Annotated in this window: 22 protein-coding genes; 11 read left to right on the top strand and 11 right to left on the bottom strand. The window is 53.7% G+C overall.

Annotation, left to right across the window (positions count from 1 at the left end; all coding sequences use genetic code 11):
* The first annotated feature begins 75 nt into the window (after positions 1-75).
* Complete coding sequence (gene rpsU / locus AC2FIS_RS13200) at positions 76-276, top strand: 30S ribosomal protein S21 (RefSeq protein WP_040700433.1); 201 nt, start codon at positions 76-78, stop codon at positions 274-276.
* Between the two features lie 205 nt (positions 277-481).
* Here the strand turns inward: rpsU and AC2FIS_RS13195 are convergent, their stop codons facing one another.
* Positions 482-1,108: a DUF2461 domain-containing protein gene (locus tag AC2FIS_RS13195; RefSeq protein WP_496773794.1), complete on the bottom strand. Its 627-nt coding sequence runs from the start codon at positions 1,106-1,108 to the stop codon at positions 482-484.
* 66 nt (positions 1,109-1,174) lie between these two features.
* Positions 1,175-1,528, bottom strand: a complete 354-nt coding sequence (locus AC2FIS_RS13190) for a carboxymuconolactone decarboxylase family protein (protein WP_496773793.1) — start codon at positions 1,526-1,528, stop codon at positions 1,175-1,177.
* 41 nt (positions 1,529-1,569) lie between these two features.
* On the opposite strand from AC2FIS_RS13190, the gene AC2FIS_RS13185 reads away from it, so the two are divergent.
* Entirely contained in the window at positions 1,570-2,295 is a 726-nt protein-coding gene (locus tag AC2FIS_RS13185; protein ID WP_496773792.1) for a creatininase family protein, read from the top strand.
* Here the strand turns inward: AC2FIS_RS13185 and AC2FIS_RS13180 are convergent, their stop codons facing one another.
* On the bottom strand, positions 2,296-3,060 hold the full coding sequence (locus tag AC2FIS_RS13180; RefSeq protein ID WP_496737582.1) for an amino acid ABC transporter permease: 765 nt from the start codon (positions 3,058-3,060) through the stop codon (positions 2,296-2,298). It lies immediately after the preceding gene.
* Between the two features lie 10 nt (positions 3,061-3,070).
* Complete coding sequence (locus AC2FIS_RS13175) at positions 3,071-3,814, bottom strand: amino acid ABC transporter ATP-binding protein (protein WP_496699188.1); 744 nt, start codon at positions 3,812-3,814, stop codon at positions 3,071-3,073.
* A gap of 123 nt (positions 3,815-3,937) precedes the next feature.
* On the opposite strand from AC2FIS_RS13175, the gene AC2FIS_RS13170 reads away from it, so the two are divergent.
* A complete protein-coding gene (locus tag AC2FIS_RS13170) occupies positions 3,938-4,714 on the top strand; it encodes a transporter substrate-binding domain-containing protein (RefSeq protein WP_496756784.1) in 777 nt (258 codons plus the stop codon).
* 99 nt (positions 4,715-4,813) lie between these two features.
* The gene (locus AC2FIS_RS13165; RefSeq protein ID WP_496773790.1) at positions 4,814-5,848 is read left to right on the top strand and encodes an amidohydrolase family protein; all 1,035 of its coding nucleotides are present in this window, start codon (positions 4,814-4,816) and stop codon (positions 5,846-5,848) included.
* A 36-nt stretch (positions 5,849-5,884) separates the two neighbouring features.
* Here AC2FIS_RS13165 and AC2FIS_RS13160 read toward each other — a convergent pair whose 3' ends face one another.
* Positions 5,885-6,433 carry a HutD/Ves family protein gene (locus tag AC2FIS_RS13160; RefSeq protein ID WP_496773789.1) on the bottom strand — a complete coding sequence of 183 codons (549 nt, stop codon included), beginning with the start codon at positions 6,431-6,433 and terminating at the stop codon, positions 5,885-5,887.
* 150 nt (positions 6,434-6,583) lie between these two features.
* Here AC2FIS_RS13160 and hutC point away from each other — a divergent pair, with 150 nt between their 5' ends.
* A complete protein-coding gene (gene hutC, locus AC2FIS_RS13155) occupies positions 6,584-7,267 on the top strand; it encodes a histidine utilization transcriptional repressor HutC (RefSeq protein ID WP_496773788.1) in 684 nt (227 codons plus the stop codon).
* A gap of 609 nt (positions 7,268-7,876) precedes the next feature.
* Here the strand turns inward: hutC and AC2FIS_RS13150 are convergent.
* Positions 7,877-8,101, bottom strand: a complete 225-nt coding sequence (locus tag AC2FIS_RS13150) for a hypothetical protein (protein WP_496773787.1) — start codon at positions 8,099-8,101, stop codon at positions 7,877-7,879.
* Positions 8,102-8,204: 103 nt separating this feature from the next.
* Between AC2FIS_RS13150 and AC2FIS_RS13145 the strand changes: the two genes are divergently transcribed.
* Positions 8,205-9,083 (top strand): LysR substrate-binding domain-containing protein, encoded by an 879-nt coding sequence (locus tag AC2FIS_RS13145; RefSeq protein ID WP_496773786.1) that lies wholly within the window; start codon positions 8,205-8,207, stop codon positions 9,081-9,083.
* A 456-nt stretch (positions 9,084-9,539) separates the two neighbouring features.
* Positions 9,540-11,279 (top strand): adenylate/guanylate cyclase domain-containing protein, encoded by a 1,740-nt coding sequence (locus tag AC2FIS_RS13140; RefSeq protein ID WP_496773785.1) that lies wholly within the window; start codon positions 9,540-9,542, stop codon positions 11,277-11,279.
* A 271-nt stretch (positions 11,280-11,550) separates the two neighbouring features.
* On the opposite strand, the gene AC2FIS_RS13135 is transcribed toward AC2FIS_RS13140, so the two are convergent.
* The 3 genes from AC2FIS_RS13135 to AC2FIS_RS13125 form a co-directional block, all read right to left on the bottom strand.
* Positions 11,551-12,864 (bottom strand): FAD-dependent oxidoreductase, encoded by a 1,314-nt coding sequence (locus tag AC2FIS_RS13135; protein ID WP_496773783.1) that lies wholly within the window; start codon positions 12,862-12,864, stop codon positions 11,551-11,553.
* Positions 12,865-13,270: 406 nt separating this feature from the next.
* On the bottom strand, positions 13,271-14,521 hold the full coding sequence (locus AC2FIS_RS13130; RefSeq protein ID WP_496773782.1) for a M24 family metallopeptidase: 1,251 nt from the start codon (positions 14,519-14,521) through the stop codon (positions 13,271-13,273).
* A complete protein-coding gene (locus AC2FIS_RS13125; protein WP_496773780.1) occupies positions 14,518-15,303 on the bottom strand; it encodes a HalD/BesD family halogenase in 786 nt (261 codons plus the stop codon). The genes AC2FIS_RS13130 and AC2FIS_RS13125 overlap by 4 nt, the downstream gene beginning before the upstream one ends.
* A 99-nt stretch (positions 15,304-15,402) precedes the next feature.
* Here AC2FIS_RS13125 and AC2FIS_RS13120 point away from each other — a divergent pair, with 99 nt between their 5' ends.
* The 4 genes from AC2FIS_RS13120 (at position 15,403) to AC2FIS_RS13105 (ending at position 19,077) form a co-directional block, all read left to right on the top strand.
* The gene (locus tag AC2FIS_RS13120; protein ID WP_496773779.1) at positions 15,403-16,299 is read left to right on the top strand and encodes a LysR family transcriptional regulator; all 897 of its coding nucleotides are present in this window, start codon (positions 15,403-15,405) and stop codon (positions 16,297-16,299) included.
* A 509-nt stretch (positions 16,300-16,808) separates the two neighbouring features.
* On the top strand, positions 16,809-18,005 hold the full coding sequence (locus AC2FIS_RS13115; protein ID WP_496773777.1) for a hypothetical protein: 1,197 nt from the start codon (positions 16,809-16,811) through the stop codon (positions 18,003-18,005).
* A gap of 525 nt (positions 18,006-18,530) precedes the next feature.
* On the top strand, positions 18,531-18,854 hold the full coding sequence (locus AC2FIS_RS13110; protein WP_496773776.1) for a hypothetical protein: 324 nt from the start codon (positions 18,531-18,533) through the stop codon (positions 18,852-18,854).
* A 4-nt stretch (positions 18,855-18,858) separates the two neighbouring features.
* The gene (locus AC2FIS_RS13105; protein WP_496773775.1) at positions 18,859-19,077 is read left to right on the top strand and encodes a GDCCVxC domain-containing (seleno)protein; all 219 of its coding nucleotides are present in this window, start codon (positions 18,859-18,861) and stop codon (positions 19,075-19,077) included.
* Between the two features lie 251 nt (positions 19,078-19,328).
* Here the strand turns inward: AC2FIS_RS13105 and AC2FIS_RS13100 are convergent, their stop codons facing one another.
* Positions 19,329-20,885 (bottom strand): ATP-binding protein, encoded by a 1,557-nt coding sequence (locus tag AC2FIS_RS13100; RefSeq protein ID WP_496773774.1) that lies wholly within the window; start codon positions 20,883-20,885, stop codon positions 19,329-19,331.
* Complete coding sequence (locus AC2FIS_RS13095; RefSeq protein WP_496773773.1) at positions 20,879-21,562, bottom strand: response regulator transcription factor; 684 nt, start codon at positions 21,560-21,562, stop codon at positions 20,879-20,881. Before AC2FIS_RS13095 ends, AC2FIS_RS13100 begins: the two co-directional genes overlap by 7 nt.
* Between the last annotated feature and the right edge of the window lie 121 nt (positions 21,563-21,683).

Below are 21,683 nucleotides of genomic sequence, written 5' to 3'. Positions count from 1 at the left end.
CTAGGGCAAGATCGCTATTCAGCCTGTTCCTGCAAATCATTGCAAACTTCAGACTAGAAAGGTGGTGTAAACCACATGCAGGTTAGTGTTCGCGACAACAATGTCGATCAGGCCCTTCGGGTTCTTAAGAAAAAGCTCCAGAAGGAAGGCGTTTTTCGTGAAATGAAGCTCAAGCAACATTTCGAGAAGCCGTCCGAGAAAAACGCGCGCCAGAAAGCTGAAGCGATCCGCCGCGCCAGAAAGCTGGCACGTAAGAAATTGGAACGCGAAGGATGATGTAATCATTCCTCGACGCTGAAAAACAGCCCCCGTTGTCCGATGGCAGCGGGGGTTTTACGTTTCAACGGGCTATTCGAAATGAGAGCGCTACAAATTAGCTTCATGCAGCACGCGTTGCACATTGCCGAGAACGCAGACTGTGTTCACGGATGAAGCGCCATCCGCGAAAACACCCCACTTGCCCAGTCCTTTCTGCGCAGAGTCAGTCGAAGTAGTGCACCAGCGGGCGGGCGGCGCGGAAGATCTCAATCAGCAGAGCGTCTGGCAAGTCTTTACGGCATCCTAGGCCAGCCATTTTCAGATAGGGAACGGCGGTGTCGTTACTTGAAAAGCCTTCCGGCACAGTACCCAACGCCTTTCGCGTAACAATTCCGTCTGGGAAAGTCTTCTTAAACTCAAGGTCGTCCAAGATGGCTGTCAGGCCGCTCGGATCATCGATCAAACGCGTTCGCATTCGGACGAGCGCGGCCTTGGAAGGTTTGAAAAGCGCAGCTCCTGCGTAGCAGTTTTCTGGCTCTATGTGGAGATAGTATCCGAAGCTTTCTTCGGGATCACCAGCATTGGCAAAAACATCCACGTCCGAGCGGTATAGAGCACGCCCGATGCGGTCTCGTGGCTCCTGAAAGAACTTGGTGTAGCTTCGCTTCGGTTTGATCCCGGCCTCAGCGACGAAAGGATCAAAGCGATCAGCATAGTCGTGAAGTGTCATTGCGATACCAGTGAAATTGCGCAAGGCGTTGTCGCGTTCTTCGCGATGCTGGTCCATCCAGGCTTTGCGGTTGTTCATTCCGAGATCCGCAAGGAACGCAAATGTTTCTGGCTCTACCACGGGCGCAACTCCTGTTTCGCAGTTGCCAAGAGGCTCGACTGCGTTCCCATCGCACTCTTGTAAGGCTTATTCAGAGTAAGCACCGGTGCCAGTGAACTCGTCAAACGCTTCCAGCGCTTTTGCGCCAAAGGCGATCGAAGGGCCGCCGCCCATATAGCCGATCATCTCCAAGGCTTCGCAAAACTCCTCGCGGGTGGTGCCGAGCCGGACAAGCGATTTGGTGTGAAACCCGATACAACTGTCGCAACGCGTCGAGATCGCGATACCCAGGGCGATCAGCTCCTTGGTCTTTTCATCCAGCGCACCATTGCGTTTGGCGGCTTTGGACATCGAGTTGAACCCCTCGAACATACCTGGCGCCTGTTTCTGCAAAACGCCTATAAGTCCCATTGTTTCAGTGAGAAATCCGCTCCAAGACATCGTGTCTTTCCTTTTCTTGACTGGTTCTGTTAGCTGGCGATATGCGATTGGAAGAGATGACCTGGACCGAGGTTGAGACATACCTCAAGACCCGAAAGGGAGTTATTCTGCCGACCGGGTCCGTCGAACAGCACGGGCCCATCGGTCTGATCGGTACGGATGCCATTTGCGCGCGCGAGATCGCATGGGCTGCGGCCGATATCGCCGGCGCGGTCGTGGCACCCGAACTGGCTTACGCCCCTGCGCCGTTCAACATGAGCTTTCCGGGCACCGTCTCGCTGAGCACTGGCCTGTACTGCGATCTGGCGAGAGAGGTTATGCAAGGGCTGGCCCATCATGGATTCTCGATGATCTATGTTTTGAACGGCCACGGTGCCAACCTTGAGCCTTTGCGGAAAGCGGCACACGACGTAGGTGCGACAATCCGAATTCGGAGCTGGTGGGACTTTGACCGGGTCAACAAACTCCGACGTGGCTACTACGGCGACTGGGAGGGTATGCACGCCACCCCATCCGAGGTCGCGATCACGCAGGCCACCCATCGCGTTGTTCAGGCCGAAGACACGAGTCCTCCGCGCAAGCTTTCTGCCGAGTACATCGCGGCCCACGCGGGTGATCGCCATGGGCCGCCCGATGAACATCGGCGCGACTTTCCCGATGGACGCGTTGGGTCCTATTCTGAACTGGCCCGACCCGAACACGGGCGTGAACTTGTCAATGCCGCGGCGCAGGCCGTCGCCGCGGATTTCGCCAGCTTTGTTCATTGATCAGCGGCTTTCGTCCGATCTCATTTTTCGTTCCAGCCAGCGTACGAAGAAGCTGATGATCAGGACGAGAACAAGATATTCAAAGATCAAAAGCGTATAGATCTCAAGCGGACGGTATTCCGTTACGACCAACTCGTTGGCACGGCGCGTCAACTCCTGCATCCCGATCACCGAGGCAAAGGCGGACATCTTTACGATATAGATGAACTGGTTCGCCAACGGTGGTAGAATCCGCTTGATCGCCTGCGGCAGGATTACATACAGCATCGTCTGGCGGTAATTCAGGCCAACAGTCTTTGCTGCTTCGGTCTGGCCCTTGTCAATCGACTGGATGCCCGAGCGGTAGATCTCGGCGGTGAAGGCACTATCCGAAATGGCCAGCGTGATGATCGCGCCCCAGAACGCGTCGATGCTGATACTGATGCCGATTGATTTCAGAACAACCGGGAATCCGTAAAATACCCAGAACAACATCGGCAGGAGCGGTATGGCGCGGATGAATTCAATGTAGACCCTGCTTGGTAACCGCAGCCATCGGTTTGACGACATGCCCGGCAGTGCAACCAGAAGCCCGATGGCCATTGATAGAACGGCGGCAATCAACGACAGGCTGATCGTCGACCAGAAGCCCGACAAAAGAAATCGGATGTTGTTCTGACCCGTTTCTGTCGAGGGGTTGACGACGTACCATCCCCAGTTGCCCGAAGAACTACAACCGGCGAGAATAACAAGCGCACAAAGAGCGACAAGCGTTGTACGTTTCATGTGATACCCCTTAGTGCTGAAGGATCTGGCTGAGGAAAAGCTTGCAACGTTCTGATTTAGGTGCCTCAAAGAAATCTTCGGGTGTACCTGTTTCAATCACTTCGCCCTGATCCATAAAGATCATCCGGTCCGCTGCCTTTCGCGCGAATCCCATCTCGTGGGTAACGCAGATCATCGTCATTCCCTCTTGGGCAAGATCCACGATCACGTCGAGCACTTCCGAAATCATTTCGGGGTCTAGCGCCGAGGTGGGCTCGTCAAAAAGCATGATCTTGGGCTCCATGCAAAGTGAGCGTGCGATGGCGACCCGTTGTTGTTGACCACCGGAAAGTTCGGTTGGCCGTTTGTGCGCCTGATCAGGAATCCGGACCCGTTCGAGATATGTCATGGCGCGTTCTTCCGCGTCCGATTTCGACAAGCCACGCGCCTTGATTGGTCCTAGCGTCAGATTTTGAAGAATTGTCAGGTGGGGGAACAAGTTGAACTGCTGAAACACCATGCCAACCTCGGATCGGATTTCCTCGGCGGCCTTTTTGTCCGTCATTTTGATCCCGTCGACCGTGATCGAACCGGAATCATGCTCTTCCAGAGAATTCACACATCGGATGAGGGTTGATTTGCCGGATCCCGAAGGTCCGCATACAACAATTCTTTCCCCAAGCGCGACATCCAGATTGATGTCTCTGAGCGCGTGATAGTCTCCGTACCACTTATTCAAGTCGCGGATTGTGATGACCGGCGATGCATCTGACATAGACCTGCCCCTTTGAGATTGTTAGCGTAAGACTAGCTTTGCCTTCAAATTAAAACTATACAAAATATGATAAATACAGACATAAATCTGGTTGCGAACGCGCGAACAAAAGGGGAGGAAGCGATGAAGCTGTTGAAATCAATGGGCCTGGCCGCGGGTCTTGTACTTGGAATGCTCACAGGGGCGGCCAATGCCCAATCGGCTCTGAATGACATACTGAACAATGGGGTGCTGAAAGTCGGGACAACCGGCGACTGGAACCCGATGTCCGTTCGGGATCCGGCGACCAATTCCTACAAGGGATATGATATCGACGTCATGACCCAACTCGCCGAAGATCTGGGCGTGGAGCTTGAATTCGTGGCAACGGATTGGAAGACCTTGGTAAACGGTGTCGTTGCCGGGAACTATCACATTACAGGTTCGGCCTCGATCAGCCCGCCCCGCCTGAAAGCTGCCGGATATTCGAATAGCTATATCTCAGTTGAAATCTATCCCTTTACCACTGAAGAAAACGCCGAAAAATTCTCGGATTGGGACTCGATCAACAACGGGGAAGTCAAAGTTGCGACCACCTTGGGGACGACATTCGAGAAAAGCGTCCGCGAGTGGTTCCCTGACGCTGATATCAAGGTCGTTGAGGCACCGGCACGTGGGTTCCAGGAAGTTCTGGCAGGGCGCGCTGATGTTTTCATCACATCGAATATCGAAGGTTCGACCTTGCTCGAAAAATTCCCGAACCTGCGTCAGATTGAAGTAGCCGAGGCGCGTGCACCGACACCGATTGCGATGCTGATGCCCCAAAGCGATCAGGTATGGATCAACTACGTGAACAGCTGGATCGAACTGCGTCAATCGCAGGGATTCTTCGCGGCGACCGCCGCAAAATGGGGCCTGTAACGTTCTGACTTTGACATTGTAAAAGGCCCGCTGCGATAATCAATCGGTGGGCCTTTTCTGTGCGCTACGTCAGTAATCGAGATGTCAGGAGAGACCAATATGCGCATTGACATGCATTCCCATTACTACGGTGGTGGGCTGGTCGAGACTTTGCGCGCCCGAAAGTCGCATCCTCGCCTCAGAACACGCACAGATGGTGTCACTGTGATGTCAGCGATGAATGGAGAATTTCCGTTCACCGATGCCTATCATGACCCGCAAGTGTGTCTGGCCGAAATGCGAAAGCAGGGACTGACGCACCGCTTGCTGACCTTCCCCGGAGCACTTGGCGCTGATCTGTTGCCCGCCACGGAAATTGCACCGGTTATCTCTGCCTTTAACGATCACCTTGCCCAGTTGGGAATTGATAGCGATGGTGCCCTGATCGGGCTGGCCGGAGTGCCGCTGGATGATCTTGATATTGCCTGTGCAGAGCTTCGCCGTGTTCGTCGCGATCTGGGTTTGCCGGGAATTATTTTGCCGTCGAACTATTTCAACTCTCTGGCCGAAGCTGTCTCATTGCGACCGCTATTTGAAGCGGCAAACGAATACGGCTGTCACATCATGCTGCACCCTGGTCTGAAAGTCGGGCAAAACCCGCCGTCGCGCCCCGCGGACCTGATGCAATACCGACTGTCCGCAGTGGAATTGCAATCCAGCGCTTCTCAGGTCGCTTTGACCATGATCATGTCAGACCTGTTGGATTCTTACCCGGCTGTTTCCTTTCAGATAGTCAATTTGGGCGGCACGCTCCCCTTTATTTTTGAGCGGTTAGAAAGCATTGCGCGGCATCGCAACCCGGATGATCCGTTCCCGACCCAGCGTCTGCGTCGGCTCTGGTACGATTGCGCTTCGCTTGGGCCACGTGCGTTGGAGGCAGCTGTTAAGCTTTTGGGCGCAGACAGAATTATGCTGGGATCGGATTATCCGATCTTCACGGACGATCCTTATACGCATGCGGTTGTTCCGGCAGCACTGACGGGCAAAGAAAAGGAGCAGGTGGCCTGGAAAACAGCGAACGCATTGCTGAGCCACCTGTCGGAACTTCGCGCGCAAAAAATGCACTCCGGGTTAATTTCAACGCGAGACGGCTAAGTAACTTCCCATAGTAGATTGAGGTTCTCTTACCCGCTATCGATACGCGAGGCGCGCCAATAATGTAATGCTGTCCTCAAAGCCGATGGCTGTGAAATTGCCATCCCTGAGGACCGCTGCCTCAGTGGGCTCAACCCTATGTCCGTCGATGGAGCAGCCTTTGTACACTGAAAACAGACACATAATTTCGTTCGGACCCGCTTGGAGCTTATGAGTATTCTCACCGGTCAGGCAATCTACGGATGCAGCACACTGAACAGGATCAAAGATTACATTAAAATTGCGCACTGGACCCGCTTCCAGCCGGCACCACAATTCCAGATCGCCTGAAAACCTGAGTGGATCGGAAAGCCGCGCGTTCAACGGTGTCGCAGGGCCAACCAGATCAAAGCCATCTCCCTCGACAACGGTCAGGATACGAGACATGCCCGGAAATGTGGAAAATGGCCCGTCAGCCTCCACGTCAGCAAGGCTCACACGCCAGATGACGCTCTGCTCGCCACTTGCCCGTGCAATTTCTCGCGTGGTCCCCATGCCGTTTTTCCACGGGATGGGCTCCAGGGTTCTGGTTCGGACATGTTTCATTGCAGCTCACATTTCGGATTGGTCATAGGAAGGTTGCGTATGCTTGCGGTTGTTCGAATTAGGCGCGCCGGCGGTTGCAATTCCTCGCCGCATACGAGTACAAACATTATGCAATTAATTTAGACATATTATAGGCCATTTGTCGTGCGGGTGAGCTATCAGGATATAAAATCAAACATCCTAGGCCGCATCCGCGATAACACCTGGCCGCCCGGCGCGGCAGTGCCTGGTGAGATTCAGCTTGCCAAGGAATTTGGCTGTGCGCGGGCCACGGTAAACCGTGCAATGCGCGAACTGGTTGATGATGGCGTTCTTGAGCGTAAGCGCAAGGCAGGAACACGGGTTAAAACAGCCCCGACGCGCCAGGCCCGGATCACAATTCCGCTTATTCGGGAAGAAATCACCAACCTCGGGGCCGCCTATCGATATTCGCTTGTAGAGCGCGAGGTCATCGCCGCCCCCGGCTGGTTGCGCGCTCAGGTCAAAATTCCAAAAGGGGGTGAGGTTCTGCATCTCAGATGTATGCACTTTGCCTCAAACAGAGCCTTTCAGTTCGAAGAGCGCTGGATCAATCTTGCGACCATCCCTCAGGCACGCGATCAGTCGTTCGAAGAAATTGGGCCAAACGAGTGGCTTGTCCGGAAGGTTCCGTTTACCGAGATCGAACTGACGTTTTCAGCGACCAACGCCAATCTGGAGGTTGCGGAGTTCCTGGGGGAAAACGAAGGAACGGCCTTGTTCACCGTCGAAAGAACCACTTGGCTGGAGGAGAACAACGTGACTCACGCCAAACTCTATTTTCCTTCTGGTTACAAAATGACGACCAAGCTGTGACGGCATTCGCATTGGGTTGGTTGGCAACCTCGGAAAGGTATCTGTTGCAAACTTTAGACCATTGACCTGGATCTGTTGCAAAGTTTCTTGCTAAATGCCGGTATCGCGCAGCAGCTAAGCTTTAAGCGGCCAGTTCCGCGAATTGGCGAAACGGACAGGTTCCAGGCAGGAACTGACCTGCGATGAAAAAATCAGTAAGTTATCAACCATACACGCGCGACTGACCTCTTGCGGTGAAAGAACTGCGCGCCTGCAGCGAATGTCTGGATTGTACGAACTGTGAGTTCGATTGCCGCTGAATTTTACACCCGCAGCGAACGGCAGGTTCGACGGACCGCACCGCAGCAATATGAGTGGTCGTTGGACGGCAGCTATGGGCCGCCCCTTACCCAGCAGGGCGATCAGAAACCAGTAGATGCTGCAGTGCATCCGAGGTCGGCGATGAGCTCATTGATTTAAATGCTGCATCTTGATCGAACGACCGCACGGTACGCAAAGTCGAAATTTTCGGAGAGATACCACCAGCCCAGTCGCACTCCACCTCGTCGCATTTCAATTCCGCGATGCCTTTGTACAGCGAACAGGGCGTGGTTCTTTGTCTGTCGGGATTCAGCGGATCAGAGGCGCTCTCATCAGCTTCTTTCTCTCGATGTCCAGCTCATCGATTCCTGCATCTCGAAGCAGTCGACGCGTCAGGTGGACCGGGTCGTGACCCGCTTGTATCGACGGCTTGAGAATGCCCAGAAGCTTTGCCTTCAGATCAAATTGGCCAAAGTGCTTTGGAGCAGCCTTAGCTTCGTGAATCTCAAACTCGTTTTTATCAATGGGTTTCATAGTCGCCTCCAGAAATTGTCTTTCCTCGACCATGCATCGCTGCGACCTTCGCCCTCAAACGTTGATACTTGACACCTATTGTTCCAAAAAGTCACAAAGGGTCGTGCCGAGACTTTTGCCCCCCCTAAACGCATTGCGCGCCTTTGAAGCGGCGGGTCGATTGGGCAGTTTCACCAAGGCCGCCGCAGAGTTGGGCGTCTCCCATTCCGCTATTTCCCGGCATGTAAGAGGGTTGGAGGCGCGTTTGAACGTTCATCTTTTCCGCACCCAGAACAGCGGCGTTGCACTGACCGATCAAGGTCAAACATACCTGACTGAGATTACGCCGGCCTTTGACCGGATCGCTCTGGCAACGGAGGTACTTTCGGTCCCACCCAAAGGCACCGTTACGCTGACGACAGAAACCACCGTTGCTCAGAAATGGCTAATCCCACGACTTGCGAGCCTTAAGGCCCGTCACCCCGAAATCGATCTGAAACTGTCTGTAACCACTAAGGTCATGGATATTGAGGCCCATGATTTCGACATAGGGGTGAGATATTTGAGAACCGGATCGGTTGATGGATACCAACTGCTGTTTCAATCTGAAGTTCGGGCTTATGCGGCACCTGGCTTTGCGCCGAATTCAGATGGCAAGTTGGATATCGAGGCGCTTGCTCGCGGCCCTTTGATTGAAGAAGCTACATTCAGCCTGTGGTTTGATTGGTTCAAGCGGGCCGGACTTAATGAGGTCCCTGAACTCAAACTACCCCATCCACTTGGCGCATTGTTGGCAATCCAATCGGCAGTCGCCGGTCTTGGAGCAGTGCTGATGGACAAGAATTTGTGTGAACCTGAAATTCAATCGGGCGTTTTGGTTGAGCTCGCGGACATCGAAATCCCATTCGGTGGCTATTACCTGGCAGTAAACAATCGCGCCGGACGCCGTAAAGCCGTACGCGCCGTCTGCCAATGGCTGCTCGACGAATGCGCAAGCAATTGAGGAATCGAAGGGCTGAAAGCCCGTGCCAATGATAAATCGCAAACTGGAAAATGGTGAGACGATCCCGTTGACTGGTATTGCATTGTCGATATTCCAACGCAGTCACCCAGCGCCAAAAGCTAACCTTGTGCCAAGTATCTGGAACGCGGGAAAAGTTTCGCTACTTTGCACCTGTGGCGCCTGATAACTCGCAGACACAGCGAATGTCTCCTATGACGGGCCGCGTTGGAGAAGCCATACTATACAGTGATCGGCAGCTCAGGGCCTTCCTCATCGAGGCGGTCCGGGCCCAATTGCAAGATGCTGCGGATGCTCCGATGGCGGCTGCGAGGCCAAAGGGTCATGGGCAACGCCGCAAAAGTCTGCGGAAATGTGCATTTGTACGGCATTCCCAGAAATGTGTTGTGATGATCTTTCCCAAAGTTGAATATGACCTCCTATTCAGAGGTGTCATTCTTGGAACGCAAACTCGCCGCCATACTCGCCGCTGACGTTGTTTCATACTCTTCGATGATGGACGAAGACGAAGACGCAACATTGATGCAGCTCAAAATCCACCGCGAATGTATTTTTGATCCGAAAGTCAAGCAACACAAAGGACGAGTAATCAAACTAATTGGGGATGGTACACTCGTTGAGTTTCCCTCCGTCGTGGATGCAGTTCGGTGTGCCATCGATATTCAGAAGGAACTGGCGGTCCAGAACTCGACGATAAAACTGCGCATCGGAGTACATCTGGGCGACGTCATTGTCGATAACGGTGATGTCTATGGGCACGGCGTCAATCTGGCTTCGCGCCTTGAAGCCGCAGCAAAAGTGGGCGGCGTTTGTATTTCATCTATTGTTTATGAAAGCTTGGGAAACCTGATTGAAGAAATCTTTGAAGATGGCGGTGAACAGCACCTCAAAAACATAACAAAACCTGTCAAAACATACCACTTGGTTCAGGAAGCTTCTGTAAAACCCGAGCCCAAACTACCTGGGCGGGATAAGCCTTCTATCGCGGTATTGCCGTTTACAAACGTGAGCGGCAATGCCGAGCAACAGTTTTTTAGCGATGGGATTTCTGAAGACATCATTACTGGATTGTCCCGCTTTCGGACCTTGTTTGTCGTCGCGCGCAATTCATCCTTTCAGTTCCGGGACCCAGACCTGGCGATAGGTGAAATCGCGGCAAAACTTGGTGTGCAATACCTCGTCGAAGGTAGTGTTCGGAAAGTCGGGAACAGAGTTCGAATTTCTGCTCAACTCATCGCTGCTGCAACCGGAAAACATATCTGGGCGGAACGCTATGACCGTGAGCTTGAAGACATCTTTGCCGTTCAGGATGAAGTGACGCAGAGCATTGTCGCGGTTCTTCCCGGACGCGTTCAAAGCGACGTGGCCGAAAATGTTGTTAACAAGCCAACAGAGAAGATGAAGGCGTACGAACTTTTGTTGCGAGGAAAAGCACTTAGAGACGGGCTGAATGCTGCTGACAATGCCACAGCCAAGGGCTATTTTGAAAAAGCCTTGGCCATCGACCCCAACTACGCTCGGATTTATATGTACTTGGCCGATACATATGTCGTCGATCTATGGCTCGGACTTGCGGACGCCGATGCGCCGTCTCAAGCATTGGAGATCGCACGCAAAGGCGCCGCTTTGGACAACAAGGACGTCTACATTCAGGACCAACTTGGGTATGCGTATTTATGCGCTGGCCTGTGGGATCAGGCCGATACGCAATTCCAAAAAACGTTGTCGTTAATTGAAAATGAAGCTGAATCGATGGCGTGGTGCGGATATGGGTTTCTGCTACTGGGGCAACATGAAAAGGCCCGTGACATTGTTGTTGAAGCAATGCGACTTGACCCTCTTCACCCACCGTCCCTCGATTGGATTATTGGGCAGGTCTATTTCTTTTTGGGCCGGTACGATGACGCCGTCGGCAAGCTTATTGGTGAGGCGCGTCTGAACTCTTTGGCTTCCGCATTCCTAGCTGCCGCATATGCACATTCAGGTCGACAAAAAGAAGCAGAGTCCTCTTTGCAATCATTTGTTCGTCACCGTCAGCAAGAACTCACTAGTCGCGGATTGGCTGCTCCCAATAACACGCTAATGGCTTTGGCGGGTGGCTTTCAGCATATGTGGCGCAATCCGTCAGATTGGGAACACCTTGCTTCTGGTCTTCGCCAGGCTGGTTTGCCGGATTAAGCAATTCCCAGTTCGCTATGTCTTGTTTTCTTTACCATTGCCGATGGCGGCTTTGTCCGCGTGTGAGTTCGAGCAGCGCCAAAATTTGCACTTGCAGCGCATGACCGGAATGCGGGCTGCGTCCGCAGAATGCCAGCAGCGTGTCGAATGTCTCTTTGGGGCGGCCTCATCAACACGCGCTGAGCAAGTTAGGTCGATGCTGCGCCGCCTCTGAGGTCAGCGGTGAGCCCATATTTTGCCCTACACACGTCCGCTCACCATAGGCGCCTACCTAATTAAGGAGCCTTTGGGCACGTTCAACGATATCTACTCGTGAAAGGACACTCGGAGGTTCCAACAAGTGGGTAACACTTACACTTAAGCGGTGAACTTCGGCATCTGTCTCAGCCAGTTTTCGGATTGCCGCTCCCATCTTCCAACGGTTTTCGATATCTGCGGGGCGCTCGCCGACCGTACTTGGGTGTTCCAGGTCACGGGTTTCCATGACAGACCAACCAACTTGATTGAGCGCTTCAGATGCTTCGAAGTAGCGCGGTGCCAGACGATCCAAGCCATCGGTCATCCCGGAACGCAACGCCCGCGCTTGGCCTGCGGACAAGCTTATGCCTTGTCCATACATTGGGTTAAAGCTTGTCACCGCTTCACCCATGGGAATAACCCCCCGAGGAAACCGTTCCATTCGGTCATAGCGAAGCCAAAAACCCTTTGGGATTTTGTAGGAGCGAAAGTCGGAAACCGGCTCGGCTTGGCTCAGCTTTTCGTGGATGATGGGGTGAGAAAGACCCTTCGACCATTCAACAAATCCTTCTGCCTCGCGTGGCGCCATGTCGCCGCCCCGGCCATACATGGTCGCAAGCCAAAGTCCGCCGTCGACGGGTGTTAGGTAGGCCGCGCGCGTGTTGGGCGGTATTGCGAGCATAAGGCAAGCCCAGGTATCATCTGCAAGATCAGGAGGTGGGCGGAATAGTCCGGACGAGTACGACATACCGATGCCCAGTTCCTGACGTTCGACGTCACCATAACCGTGGTCGACGAGCCAGCGCGGAAAGGTCGTCGCGCGACCGGAACAATCAACAACCAAGTCCGAAGCGATTTCCGAACCGATGTCGCCTGTTTGAATTTTCACACCAGAAACATCGTTATTATCATCAATGCAAAACTGCGTAAATCTAGTGGCTTCCTTGATTGATACATTTGGCAACGCTAGAACACGCTGGCGCGTCACGTGCTCCAACAAAGGTCGAGTTACCGACGGTGTAAGGATACCTACATCTCGAATTGGAGTCGGGCCAGCTGCATCGTGGAACCAGACATCCTTGTTTCTGCGAATTTGAACGGCACCCGCCTCATAGAGTTCGTTCATGATACCTGGCAGAAAGTCCTCCATGGCTTCAACAGCATATCCAAGGAACGTATGTACGTGTGCGCCTTGAGGTACTCCTTTTCGAACTTGAGGTGTGCATGGCAGGTCATCCTTTTCGATGATTATGACCTCAGCAAATTGGTCTGCGAGCATAGCTGCTGCCATCAGACCGGCCATGCCTGCCCCAATTACAATTGCTCGTTGCTGTCGTCGACTTGTCATTAACTGTGTCCCACATTTCCGTTCGAAACGAAGACTAGCATATTCTTGATTTTATTCAGCCGCCGCCGTTTTCACTCAAAAGTTGGGTGTTCGAATTTTCTGCCTTGCGGTTTCTCATGTACCCAAAATGCTGCACCGTCGTCCAATGTCAGCTTTCGGGAAACCGGCAGGAGAAAATTGACAGGTGTCGAATGTCTGCTCTGGGCCGTCCTCGAGATCCGACTAAGTTGGGGCAGGGGCAATGCTGCACAGCCTCCTTTGACGGCTACGAGCCCATCATGACCAATGCTGCACCACAGTTGAATGGCAGCTTTCTTTATCACTTGGGAAGGAGCGCCCGGCGGAGATAAAGCCAACTTCCAACCTTGTGAGCAGAAGTCGTGTTCAGTTTGACTTTGAAGCAGCGCTACTCAAACGGGAAGCTGTCCAGCCGTTCAGCCCCTGTTTCGGTCACGAGGACCTGGGTTTCCAATTTGATGCTTTCCGAGCCCTCCTCAGCAATCAGACTCTCCACGCAGACAACTTGACCAGGCTCAAAATGCCTTGACATCGCACCTGCGCCCCAGTCCACATGCAGCGGCACCACCGGCCATTCATCGGCCATGCCAACGCCATGGATCGCCAGTGAATAGCGGTACGGCACATGGGCCTCCGGGATGCGCCAGCTTTTGTCGTTGAATTCATCAAAGCTCACTCCTGGGCGCACAAGGTCCAGATTGTGATGAATCTGCTCCAACGCTGTGTCATAGAGCCGCCGTTGCCTGTCATTCATCTGGGTGTATCCGCAGGTCCAGGAGCGCGACAGATCGGCACAATAGCCATAGGGCCCGATCATGTCGGTATCGAACGAGATCATCTCACCTTCCTGGCACACTCGGTCTGAACATTCCTGATACCACGGGTTGGTCCGTGGGCCGCATGTCAGCAACTTGGTTTCCAACCAGTCACCACCGGAGCGGGCGTTTTCAAAGTGGAGATGCGCCCACAGCTCGCGCTCGGTGACACCGGGATGGGAATGGTCGAAGATTCGGGCCATCCCGGCCTCGCAAACGCGGACGGTCCAGCGCATCAGCTCAATCTCGTCGGCAGATTTGATAGACCGCGCGATTTCGGTCATTTGAGTGCCCTCGACATAGCTCAGCCCGCGTGCCTCAAGCGCGTAGACCCCGCTGCCATCCAGACGGTCACAGGCAATACGCGTGTTGCCGCTGCCAAATTCCCGGACAAGACCGGCAATCTCATCGGCCCAAGCGTCTGTAGCGGCACCAACTTTGTCGCCCGAAGCCATGAACATCCAGGTCCTGGCAACCCGAACTTCATCAATGCCAGACAGGCCCTCGCATTGGTGCAGACAGCCCTTGAATTCGAACATGATAGCCGGACCATCTGCCAAGATAAGCGCGTAGCGCATCGGGTTATGCAGCGTCCAGACCTGCATGTTCGAACAGTCAAACGCATAGCGGATGTTGCAGGGGTCATAGAGCAAAAGCGCCGCACAGCCCGAGCGGTCCAGTGCCGCGCGTAAACGGGCCAACCGATAAGCGCGCGCGCGGGTCAATACATCATCGTTGACCGGGCTTTTCAGTGGTTTGCCTGCGCCCTCGGCGTTTAGATAGGTGAGCTTGCGATCGTCCTTAAAGGCAGTGTTCGGGCTCATGCGGCGCGACCGTAAAAGCCGATGCGTTCCTGTTCGGAGAACTCCACGCCCGGGCGTTCGTAAAAGGAAAAGACGGCAATGATCCTGTCCTGATCGCCTTTCACGGGCGTCACGCGATGGGCCGTGTTCTTACCCTTGAAGATGTTGAGCGTTCCCGGCTTCAAAACGATGCGCTTGGGGCTGCGGTGTCCTTCCAGTAAGTCGGCCACACCGGCATAGTTCGGATCATCCGCACTGCGCAGATCCTGATCATATTCAAACTCACCGCCGACTTCAGGCGCTTGCAACAGCAGGGTGGTGGTGAACTCGGAGCGGTCAAAGTGCCAGTTCAGCGCCTGTCCTTCGTGATACCCCATCACATTCACGCGCGCCAAAGGGTCCTGCATGGTGAATAGCACCGACTTGTCCATCACCGACGCTAGGAATTTCGCAAAGGGCGGCCACTCATATAGCCGGATCACCGCCGCCTGGCCCATCTGATCTGCGCAGATCGTGCGGTTCGAGGTTTCGTATTCGGTCAGCGCCGGATGGTCGGCGGGCAGCCCTTCGATCTCTTTCTGGAAGTAAATGTTGTGCTTGCGGGAGTGAGTGAAAGACTGCGTCTCCAGAACGGGTTTCAGCTCTGCCACAGCCTCGGGCAGCGCATCTGCGTTTATGAACCCCGCCAGGTTGAACAGGCCGTCCTCTGCAAGCTTCGCCTTGCAGTTATCGACTAGGGTCACCCAGTCCGGGCTGCCGGGCCGGTCCAAAGGATAATCCTGCAGATTGATAAGCTCGCGCATGGCAGTCCTCCTCTTGCTCGTGAGCAAGTTACGTCCGTACCCCTTTTCAACAAACAGTATTTCTATTTATGGTGCATAAGGAAAACTTTTGGAGAACCTGTGACTTACAACGCCCCCCTAAACGCTCTCAAAGCCTTTGAAGCGGCTGCCAGAACCGGGTCGTTCACGGCCGCCGCGGCCGAATTGGGCGTCAGTTCCCCTGCAGTCAGCCAGCAGGTGAAGCTGTTGGAAGCGTTTTGGCAGCAGGCTCTGTTTATCCGCCAGGGCAATCGGCTGTCTTTGACTGATGCCGGGCAGACTGCCTACCCGCAGTTGGCCCAGGCCATGGGAAGCCTTGCGGAACTATCGGCCAGAATGCAAAGCGACGAGATCAAGAAAACCCAGCTGGTGCTTAGCGCGCCGCACTCAGTTGTGGAAACCTGGTTGCCAAGGAAACTTGCACCACTGATGCTTACCGATGACTATTCACCGATTGACGTGCGCATTGACGACGACCCCATCGATTTTGTGCGCGACAAGATAGACATGCGGATTTTCTTTGGCCATGATCTGTATGGCGATTTCCAGACCGAAAACCTGATTGCCGACAGCCTGATCGCCGTCGCCAGCCCGGATTTCATTCGCCGTTTCGGCTCCCGGGCGCAGGATCTGCCGGATCGCTACTTGATCCACACACACTGGGGCAGCGGTTTTGCATCATCGCCAAACTGGGAAACCGTGCTGCCGGTCGGCAAAACCGTCAATCGCAGTCTGGGCATGTCGGTCAATTCCAGCAGCACCGCCTTGAACTTTGCGCGCAGTGGTTTTGGCGCAGCCTTGATACCGGCAGAGATGGCGGCGGATGATCTTTATTTGCAGCGAATCCTGCAGATGGATACCGAGGCTAAGGAACTACCCCGAAGCTACCGTATTGCATATCCCAAGCGGCTACGCTCCCACCCAACCATTGTTTGCGTTTTACATGCTCTGTCACACAGGCCAATTCAATCGGAGTGAGCGACAATCTTTATGCTCCAATGACGACAAAGCTGCCGTTCCTAAATCGAAGGCTTAAGTCTGCTTCGTCCGGAGGCTGTGTGAAAACTCTGGACCAGGTTCTCTCTCGTCGCGCTTGTTTTCAACACCTGTGCAAAAGCTCTCTCAGTAGCGCGAGAGAACGCATACAAAGGGTGTTTTGAGCCTATTTCGCGGGACGGCCAGAGTTTTCACACAGCCTCTCCGCGTTGTGTGAGTTCGAGCGGCCTCAGACTTTGCACGCGCGGCGAATGTCGGCAATGCGGGCTGCGACCGCAGCACATTTATCCATTGGCCGACGGCCGCTGTGGGCTGGGCCGTCTTCGATGGTAGCCTTAAGCTCCCACAATGCAGATGCTGTATTGGCTCCAATTACCGCAAAGAGCCCAAACTAACCGATGCTGCATGCAGCACCAATGTCCGCTTCAATCTGAGTGGATTTAGCAGCACACCCAAAGGGTGATTGTCTTGCAAGGCAATATTACTTAGGCATGAAAACAAGTACATTTTGGTGGTTTTTTATGTTCGTAAAATATTCGGCTTCGATCTCAGTCTTAATTTGTGTCGTTGGACTCATTCTCACGTTGGTTTTGTTCTTCGATCCCATTCGTGCGAATTGGATGGGCGCTGAAAACTCCAGCACTACAACTACCGCAAATACAGTTATCGAGGTCGGAGCCCAGCCAGTTGCCGGAAAAGTTGACCCGCATCTAATCGCATATGTACGTTATCGGACGAGTGGCAAAGGAACTCAGGAGTTTTCATACCAGTTACGGATGCTTGAAGACTTCAAACTTGTGGGTGAAAATCCCCAGAGCCTCTGGCTCGAAACAATGCGCCCTGACTTACCCCAACACCCCGATGTTTCGCCCATCATAGGAAATTCGTGTTTAGAACCGCACCGTGGCGAAGCACTGACCAACGATAAAGACCTCGCGCTCGCTTATTCAAATTATGTGGTCTGCCGTGTTGTCGCCGAGAAACCTGATGGGTTTGATGGCGTCTATGACCAAGATGCGTCTCCAAAAGCAGTTATTGGGTTCCTCTGGGGTACACCTAATCATCAACCAGTTTCGTTGTCGCGAGAACGCTGTACTGCTGAAGCACGCGTTTGGGCAACCACGATTGCGCAACCCGATGACAGGTTCATTTTATGTGTCATGGTTGTGGATGCCGCTGAAGGTGTCGTTGAGAGTTATGCCTACGAACTGTCATCCGATTACGTTTTTGCCTTGCCACAAAATGGGTCCGAGATGACATCGCGGTGGCGGCGCAATCCGACCAAGCGGCGAGCTTCGGCCACCCTGCAAACGTATCTTCAGATTCAGGATTGGATCAAAAATGATAGTGGCCGAGAACATGCATTAAAGGAAACTGGTCCAAGCATCTTGACTGCGGTCTCAGAAACGCGACCGTCGCAAGATTTTAGCTTTGTCGAAGGCACCATCTCAGATCAGATGATCACACTGACGATTGAAGTTCGAAGACCAAACGAGTTTCGGACTTGGACAGGCAACATGGCGGCTCGCAAAGCAGCAAGCTGGCTTCGTAAACCATTGTGTAATTCGGAACATGGCGCGGCTCTAGTGGCGTACCAGCAGAATGTAACGAGCTTCCGCGTGACTTTTGTAAAACCGGACCAGTCTCTGCTAAGGGAAACATGGCTACCGCCAATACCCTGTATCTGAGGCTCGATGTCATTACCAGACCTTGAGGTGTTTTAAGCGGACGGCAACTTCGTCCGCCATCTGTGAATTCGCATGGCGAACGATCTTGCGAGCGCAGCGAAAGGCGGGTTTTCACAATTACCAGGTCGTTTGAATTGGCTTTAACTGCATGGATATCTTTGCACTTACGGTTTAGGCACGGAGTTCGGGCAGTTGCTTGACCGATAGAAAATCCTCACTGTCGCTTTTGGAAAAATTGAGAAGCGTCTGCGCTTCGGCAAGCGGAAGATCCAAGTCACGGCATTTTTTAGAAACCTAAGCCGCCCAACATCGTTCGCGAAGTACACCCGTCGAGTGTTCGATGCTTGTTCCGGCTTTGGCACAAACCCTTCACGCAGTATCGGATGGATACGACACCGGCGTCACTTTGCCGTGACTCTTCCCTAGTCGCAATCATGTGATCTTTCCTGTCTTGCTCCTGTAGTTGCTACAGAAGTTATATGAGAGACTGCCATTTCGGCACCTTCAACTGATAAAAGGAACGATATGCAGAAATACCTTAGCCTCAGCTACTTGGGATCGCTTTCAGCACTTGGCGTTGCGGCTTGCTGTGTATTGCCCATCACAATGATGTTGTTGGGAATGGGCGGCAGTTGGCTGGCGATCTTCGGGAAGATTGCGGCAACTAGCTACTACGTTTTGGCGATTTCGACGACGCTCGTCGCGGTATCGTGGCTGGTATCTTATCTGCATGGTTCCTTGCCAAGGCTGAAATGGTGGCTTTCGGGAACGACTGTAATCACCGGCTTTGCTTGGATCGTAGTCTTCTACGAAGCCCGGATTAACGACTACTTGATTATGCGGATGTGAGATTATGACAGATCAAACAGTAGTGCTTGAAAGCACTTTGACTTGCCCAAAATGTGGCCACAGCGAAACCGAAAAAATGCCAACGGATGCTTGCCAATGGTTCTACGAATGCAAGTCATGCAAAACAGTTTTGAAGCCTTTAGAGGGCGACTGTTGTGTCTACTGCTCATATGCCACAGTACCTTGCCCACCAATTCAGTTAGGCGATAGCTGTTGCGGGTGAACTGACGGGCCGTTTTGTCCGCTCCGTAGTTGTGGAGGTGTGGGGAAAGTAACCGGACACCACTTTACTCTGTTCATCCAGCGGATTTTTCCAAAGGGGTGGCTCAGAGATTTGCTGCATAAGTGGCCCGGCTAAATCGCCTCTGAAGGTGAAAAATGTTTACTTGATGAGCGCGCAAAGAAACGCGCAACCAGTGTTGAATGAGGAGACCGGATCGACGTTGCCCGTATTTAGAGGAATCTAGGAAAGCCTCAAAACTTGATCCGAAAACTGGCGCCGTACTTTGGAGTCATTGCTTCGATCTTTGCTCCGGCTTGATTTAAGACGGCGGCGACAATGGATAAGCCCAACCCAGTGCCGCCCTGATCCCGTCTGGTCGTGAAGAATGGGTCTGTGACACGAGCGCTATTTCGCGAGGAAATTCCCGTGCCGTTGTCGGCGACAATCAGGCAGTTTGAAGTCGCATCGTAGGTTATGTCGACACGCGATGCCCCGTGTTGAAACGCGTTTTGAAAGAGATGATGCAGAACGATATGGCCCTGATCTTTGGACAAAGGCAGGTGTGTGTCGGACGGCGCGAGCAACGCGATCTCTTGTTCCGAAAACGCGGCTGACGCAGCTTGAACGATATCCGCCAGTGGCGTTGGGGTCGGATCGGATTGAATGCTGGCCCGAGCAAGTTCGCGAAGACGAACCAGCAGAGCGTTCATGCGCAGACCTTCTTCTTGAATGTTGCGAACCAATTTCTGATTTCGATCACCGGAAACCGCAGACGGCCCATCAGACAGCAACTCTGCCGCACCCAAAATTGCCGTGACCGGCGATTTCAACTCATGCGTGACGTGGCTCGTGTAGGTCTCGATAGCTGTGGACCGTTCCGACAAGGTTGCAGCCATCGAAACCACGTTGTTACCCAGATCCGCCAGCTCCTTCACGCCATAGTGCTGCACGGGATCCGGAATCGGTTTCAATCCGCTGGCGACATCCTGGCTTTGACAGCTGAGATCGCGAATTGGCTTCGAGATCAGCCGCCACATCATCCAGCCGACCACAGCTGCAGACACCAGCATGAACACCACGACAGAGCCAAGCGTGAACCGTTCCTGAAACAGGAACTTCCGAAGGTCCATTGGCGTGCGCGACAGGTAAACGGCCCCGATGACCCTGTCATTCAACACCACCGGGTGGGCGACAAACACGCGGTATGAGGTGTCGCGACTGATCGAGTTCAGCAGGTGCCGATTGGACGTGTCATTCCGGTGCCGCAGCAATGAAACGGTTTCACCATGCAGCGCTTGCGACACTTCGGGTACATGCAGAAAAGACCCGCTGGCTGATCCACTGCTGGCGATGATCCGCCCAGAGTGATCCATGAAAACATACCCCGACAGAGTGGTTTTCTTAGCCGACCTCGCCAGCTGTGACAGTGATTGAGAGATCGCCGAATACGGCGCGTCCAGCGGTTCATCACTTGAAACCGGGTCGGGACGCGGCGGCGAGACCTGACCGCGAAACAGGTCCAAACTGGCTGGGATGGGATGAAAGTCCTGAGTAAGGCGTTCCATCTGCTCAGTGGACAAACTGTGGCCGACATCGGGTGCGGCCTGGATCTCAGAAAAGGCCGTGGCATAGATTTCGGCAAAGATAACGGCCTGAGACAAAAGACTGCGTTCGGTTTCGCGTGCAAACTGGTTGCTGGACAGGCGGGCACCCAAAACACCAATGATCGGAAGGGTCACAAGGGCGATGCAGACCAGCGAAATCACCAGCGCAAGCGGCGGTCGCCATTTTTGCGTTACGGTCAGCACTGGCAAACGCCCAGCTTCACCCCGACCCCGTGCACGGTTTGAATCAAATCTGGATATCCCAAAGTGCGCGCCTTCTGACGGATATTACGGATATGGCTATCCACCGTGCGACCGGACAGATAGGTGTTGTGGCCGTAAACCAGCTCGATCAGTTGCGCGCGCGCATAGACGCGGCTTGGTGTTTTGGCCAGGATCGACAGGACCGCGAATTCGATCCCGGTCAGCTGGACCTCGGCCTCGGCAAGGGTGCAGCGATGCGCGCTATGATCCAGTTGCAGATCCTGAAAGACCGTCACGACGTCGGGCGATTTTGTGTCGGCCGAGCGGGCAAGGATGGCCTTGATCCGCAGCACCAGTTCACGCGGGCTGAAGGGTTTGGTGACATAGTCATCGCCACCAAGCTGAAACCCCAGAATGCGGTCAATCTCATCATCTCGTGCCGTCAGAAACAGGATCGGCACGGTTGAGCTTTTGCGCAATTCCTTGCAGGCCTCCAACCCATCCATTTCGGGCATTCCGATATCCAGCACGACCAGATCGGCCGGGGTATTGCCAAAAACCTCCAATGCGTCCTGACCAGTGGATGCTTCGGTTGTTCGAAAGCCGGAATCTTCCAGCGCAAAGCGTACGACATCGCGAATACGGGCATCATCATCTACGATTAGGATGTTGTTCACTGTATGCGTCCGCCGTCGAAGTTTTACCGAAGTCACGATCAGAGATCATACAGCTATTGTCCGGGTCAAGTGGAGCTTGCACCTGTTGTCTGCGCCAGGTGAAATCATCCCCCAGCCACCA

Source organism: Ruegeria sp. CDSB113 (genome assembly GCF_059611045.1).
This window is presented reverse-complemented; position numbering and strand designations above follow the sequence as displayed.